Source organism: thiotrophic endosymbiont of Bathymodiolus puteoserpentis (Logatchev) (genome assembly GCF_900127505.1).
Taxonomy (GTDB): domain Bacteria; phylum Pseudomonadota; class Gammaproteobacteria; order PS1; family Pseudothioglobaceae; genus Thiodubiliella.
Genome location: NZ_UEXF01000015.1, coordinates 42250 through 47184, shown reverse-complemented (window position 1 = coordinate 47184; position 4935 = coordinate 42250). Strand labels below are relative to the sequence as shown.

At 38.2% G+C, this 4935-nt stretch carries 2 protein-coding genes; both read left to right on the top strand.

What is annotated here, in order from left to right; genetic code table 11:
* The first annotated feature begins 218 nt into the window (after positions 1-218).
* Entirely contained in the window at positions 219-3482 is a 3264-nt protein-coding gene (locus BHECKSOX2_RS01185) for a S8 family serine peptidase (protein WP_139682122.1), read from the top strand.
* Between the two features lie 356 nt (positions 3483-3838).
* A partial coding sequence (locus BHECKSOX2_RS01180; protein WP_180323606.1) for a galactose-binding domain-containing protein occupies positions 3839-4935 on the top strand: 1097 nt, incomplete at its 3' end.

The window sequence follows — 4935 nt, the reverse complement described above, 5'->3', positions numbered from 1 at the left end:
ATTTCATCAGGTGTAAGTTTGTCGTTAAATTTACCTTGGCGCTTGAATTGAATGTTCTGGGCTTTTAGCACTCTTTCTCGTATAACTTCACTTGACTCTGCGCTACTATTGGTTTGCGAAACCATTATACCAACTGAGCTTTGTGCGTTTTTTTAATTTCTATTTTTGGATTAGGGAATTAGTTATAATGGTTAAAATTTGAAAAATTATAAAAAATTATGAATTACGCAAAGATCTCTACTTATGTCATTCCCAAGGGAATAATTCTAACGCTTATATTGTTTAATGGACTTGCATTGGCAGATACCAGTTGGGACACAGGTGCATACACCAACAATGAAGATCGTAGTAAAATTTTATCCATTGTTAACGCCACTTCCTTAAAGGTAAAAATCTCTGGTAACACTGAAAAAAATCATGATTATGTTTATATTTATGACAAAAATGGCAATCAATTAAAAAAACTGCATGGTAACAACATAAACGAAACTTTCGAAATTGCCGGAGATTATATTAATGCTCGCTTAACTACTAATCATTCTATTACCCATTCAGGGGTTAATGTACAAATTGAGGATCGATCTTCCTATGACAATAGGGCAAATAGCATGTTAATTCGCTTTACAAACACTAGCCATAATGATCACACTGTTGTTATCCTGCCGAACGATGCTAATGCAACAGGCGTTCCTCCCATTTATTCCGCTCCAGATCCAGATTTGATAAATAATAATATTTATCAATTAGAACAAGATATTAATCAATTAGTTAATGCCAACGATCTAGTTGAGCTTACTTTTATTAAACATGACGCACAGTTCAACACAACCACGATTAACCTTTCTAAATCTGTTACGCATGATGTTATTCATCGTTTGGTATTAAAAGATTATGTTGAATATTCTGAACCGAATGAGTTTGTAATTAGTTTTGAACCGGATGACTTTGTAATTGATCCTGAACCGAAGTTTGTAAACGACCCTCTTTATAGGGATCAATGGGGATTAAAAAATCATGGAATTAATCTGCCTGAAGCTCAAAAGTTCTTAGATACTGATAGCGGTGAAACGATAGTTGCCGTTATTGATACTGGTTTTATTAAGCATAAGGATTTACTGGACAATATGTTAAAGGTTGCTGACAGTGAAACTGATGTTTATGGCTATGATTTTATTGATAATGATACGAACCCCATTCTTTCAGACCCAAAAAAAGGGAGCCACGGCACTTCTGTTGCAGGTGTTATAGCGGCCGTGCGCAACAATGCCAAAGGTATTGCTGGTATTGATGGGAGGGCGAAAATATTGCCTGTGCGTGCAATAAGGGACAAAAGAAGTGACGCAAGGATTATTGATATTTTTACAGGAAACACTGGCCTCTCTCCATCAGCAAAAGCCATTATATGGGCGTCTGGCGGCCATATTGATGGTGTACCCGATAACAAGCATCCTGCAACAGTTATCAATCTAAGTTTTGGAATTAAGCGACCATGCGAAAACCCATATACACAATCCCTTGGCGTTTATTCAACTTATAGTAATGCCATCAAAGAAGCAATATCTCGAGGTGTGACAATTATAGCTGCAACAGGTAACAAGTCCGCATCAAATACTGATTCCCCAGCAAATTGTAAAGGTGTTATTGCAGTTAGTGCCACTGATTTGAACGAAAATCGATCTCTATGGGACGATGAGGGGTCTAATTACGGCAATAGGACGGATGTTAGTGCACCTGGAAGTGAGATTATGTCTCTTAGTAAGAATGGTGAATATAATGAAGCGAATGGTACTAGTATGGCGGCCCCATTTGTTAGTGGCATCGCTTCAATACTTTCGCGGCAATTTTATTTCCCTCCAAGAGAAATAAAAAGAATTATTAGAAAATCAGCTCGTAACTTTCCAGCACATTCCACTTGCACTAATGATTTCTCAAAAGTAGATGATGATAGTACGCAATACTGCGGCACAGGTATTGCTGATGCTAGTCAAGCACTTGTTGAGGTAAAGCGCCTAAAAGACATCATAAAATCGGCAACCGTACTTACATTAAACGCCCCTATTCCGTTAGAATCAGACACACTGTACAAGTTTGAGAGGACTACTGACGAAGATCTTGACTACTACATTAACTACGAGCAAACTGCTGGAAGCCAAGGCTTAATAGACTTTTTTGTCGCAACAAATGTGGTACCCGATTCTAATGAAAGCGTTGATTGTAAAATGACCTTTAATCATGGTGATACGCTCGTAACCACCACCAATACAGGCGCTTCAGGGCCCCATTGTGCCACAAATATAAAACTTAAAAAGTTCAGAACGCTCTATATTAAAGTCAAAGGTAGGGAGCAAAATGGTGTATTTGATTTAAAGGGTAATATCAGTATTAACACATTTTCAAAAGCTGAGTTAGGAAAACAGGATGAAGAACAACTAAAACAAATGGGGAGATTAGCAGGGCCTGTGGCGTCTAAATGTAATGGCGTAGTTTCGTGCGTAACATCCTACTTTTCCATTCTTTTCGAGAGAAAGAAAAGGGACGCAAGTCATTTTAAGCACCAACTAGATGTGGACACTATTGGACTTAACCAAACCTCAGTTAATTATTCTAAAAAAACACCATCAGGCAATTCTAGCGTTTACTTTATCGTACCTGTACAGGATGGTGTGGCTTATTCAGACTTTGAACAAGTGCAAGAAAGTTTATGGGACGGATCCCCAGGTGCATCTAAAGTTATTGTTTGGGCGATTGATAAAAATGGCTATGAGCAACAAATAGTATTGCGGGTGCAAAAGAAATTTGGCGATAAATGGATAAAAATGAATGATGGCGTGCAACGCGATTATGGGCAAGTAAAAGTTAGTGCTCACTTTGATGACAATCCTGATTTAGCAGCAAATAGTTATACTGCCGAATTTATGATAATCGGAGTTGGTTGGCACGATTCTGATTATCGGGCTTTTATTAAGGCAAAGTTAGACATTACCATTTATAAGGATTTTATTCAAAATGAAATTTACCCCTACCAGAATAACAATCATGGCGTATTAAAGCTAGAAAAGATTGGTCTTAATCAGATTTCAGGCAATTATTCCAAAAAAACCCCTTCAAAGGATTCCAGTGTTTATTTTTACATACCTACCGAACAGCCTAATGTTGTTCGTTCGGACTTTACCCGAGCAAAACAGAGTCTATGGAGTGGAAATACAGGCGTATCTAAAATTACTGTTATAGCAACCAATAGCACAGGTGTTAAATATCAGGCGGTATTGGATGTGCAAAAGAAAGGGCCTTACGGTTGGCTAAAAATGAATGATGGCGTGCAGCGTGGTTTTGGTCAAGTCAGAGTCAGTTTTGATCCTGAATCTAATCCTGATTTACCAACAGGCGCCTATACTACCGACTTTACAATAATTGGAGCAGGTTGGCATGATGAAAATTATCGGGTGGGAATCAAAAGTGTGGTTGATTTTGTTAAACACTAAGGCGTTAAGTCAACTACAAAACCCCAACAATTTTAGACAACAATCCAAACTTTCTTATTTCGAATAAGTTAAGCTAATAGAAATCTTTGCGTAAATAGGGGTGATTGATAAAATCCAATTTTTGTCCAATTGGTGATTTCTTTGAACCTTGTCCTAGCAGGACTAAGACTGGGTTAATGCAAGAGTCTCTTTTTGGATTTTTTTTGGTGATTTCTTTGAACCTTGTCCTAGCAGGACTAAGACTGGGTTAACGCAGGGGTTTCTTTTGGATTTTTTTGGAGGGGCGTATAAAAGACCTTGACAAAATTATTTTTAAATGTTATAGTAAAATTTTTTTAATACTTATTTTTTTAAAAATGAAAAACATATCAAACACACTAAACACACTAAACACACTAACTAAACTCCTTGCAGTCGCTATCTTTTCAGTCTCTTTAAATGCTTTTAGTGTTGTACTAGGTCCACTCATTACATTCAGCACTAATCATGTTAATGCTACTGCTGGAACTACTATTACACCTGTTGCCATCTCTAATAGAGGTGATGATGCTTCTTATTACTTAATTTCTCCTGCTATCTCCAATGGCTTATCCTTTAATGAAAAAACTGGAACCATCTCTGGAATGCCAATTGTCGCATCTGATTCAGTAACTTATACTGTAACTGCAGTTGGTCGTCGTGGTCAGGACACTGCAACTGTTGTTATTACTGTTGGTGTCGGTACTACCAATCTAGCCCTTGGAAAACCTGCCACACAATCCAGCACATATCTACACGCTGTCTTTGCTGTTGCTGGCTATGCAGTAGATGGCAACACTGATGGTAAATTCTCCAATAGAAGTACATCCAGTACCGAACATGAACAAGGCGCTTGGTGGCAGGTTGATCTAGGTGGCAAGAAAAATATCAAGCAAATCATTATCTACAACCGTACTGATTGTTGTGTAAATAGACTAAGCAACTACCAGGTTAGTATTTCTAATAAAGCAGATTTTAGCACCCACATCTATCAACAAGATTTTCATGTTGCACCTAATCCCAAAAAAATTATTCAACTAGACGCATCAGGCAAACAAGGTCGCTATGTTAGAATCCAGTTGCTTGATAATGACTATTTGTCTCTAGCAGAAGTTCAGGTTATGGGTGTTGATCCTTTGCATTTTACTGAAATGGATTATTCTAGTACTCAGAATGATTTTAATGGGGTTAATAATGCACCAAATTACGCTAATAAGCGGGCCTTTGCCGTCCTTAAAGCCGATGGCTCAATTACGACATGGGGTGATCCGTATTATGGAAGCATACATACGCCCTCTGGTAGTGGCTATACCAAGATTTATTCAAATGGATATGCCTTTGCCGCCCTTAAAGCCGATGGCTCAATCAAGGCGTGGGGTGATTCGGATTGGGGGGGTGCGCGCGCGCCCTCTGGTAGTGGCTATACTAAGATTTA

Excerpts from the sequence above, each read along its gene's own strand:
- BHECKSOX2_RS01185 (WP_139682122.1), top strand. The coding sequence starts at position 219 with ATGAATTACGCAAAGATCTCTACTTATGTCATTCCCAAGGGAATAATT.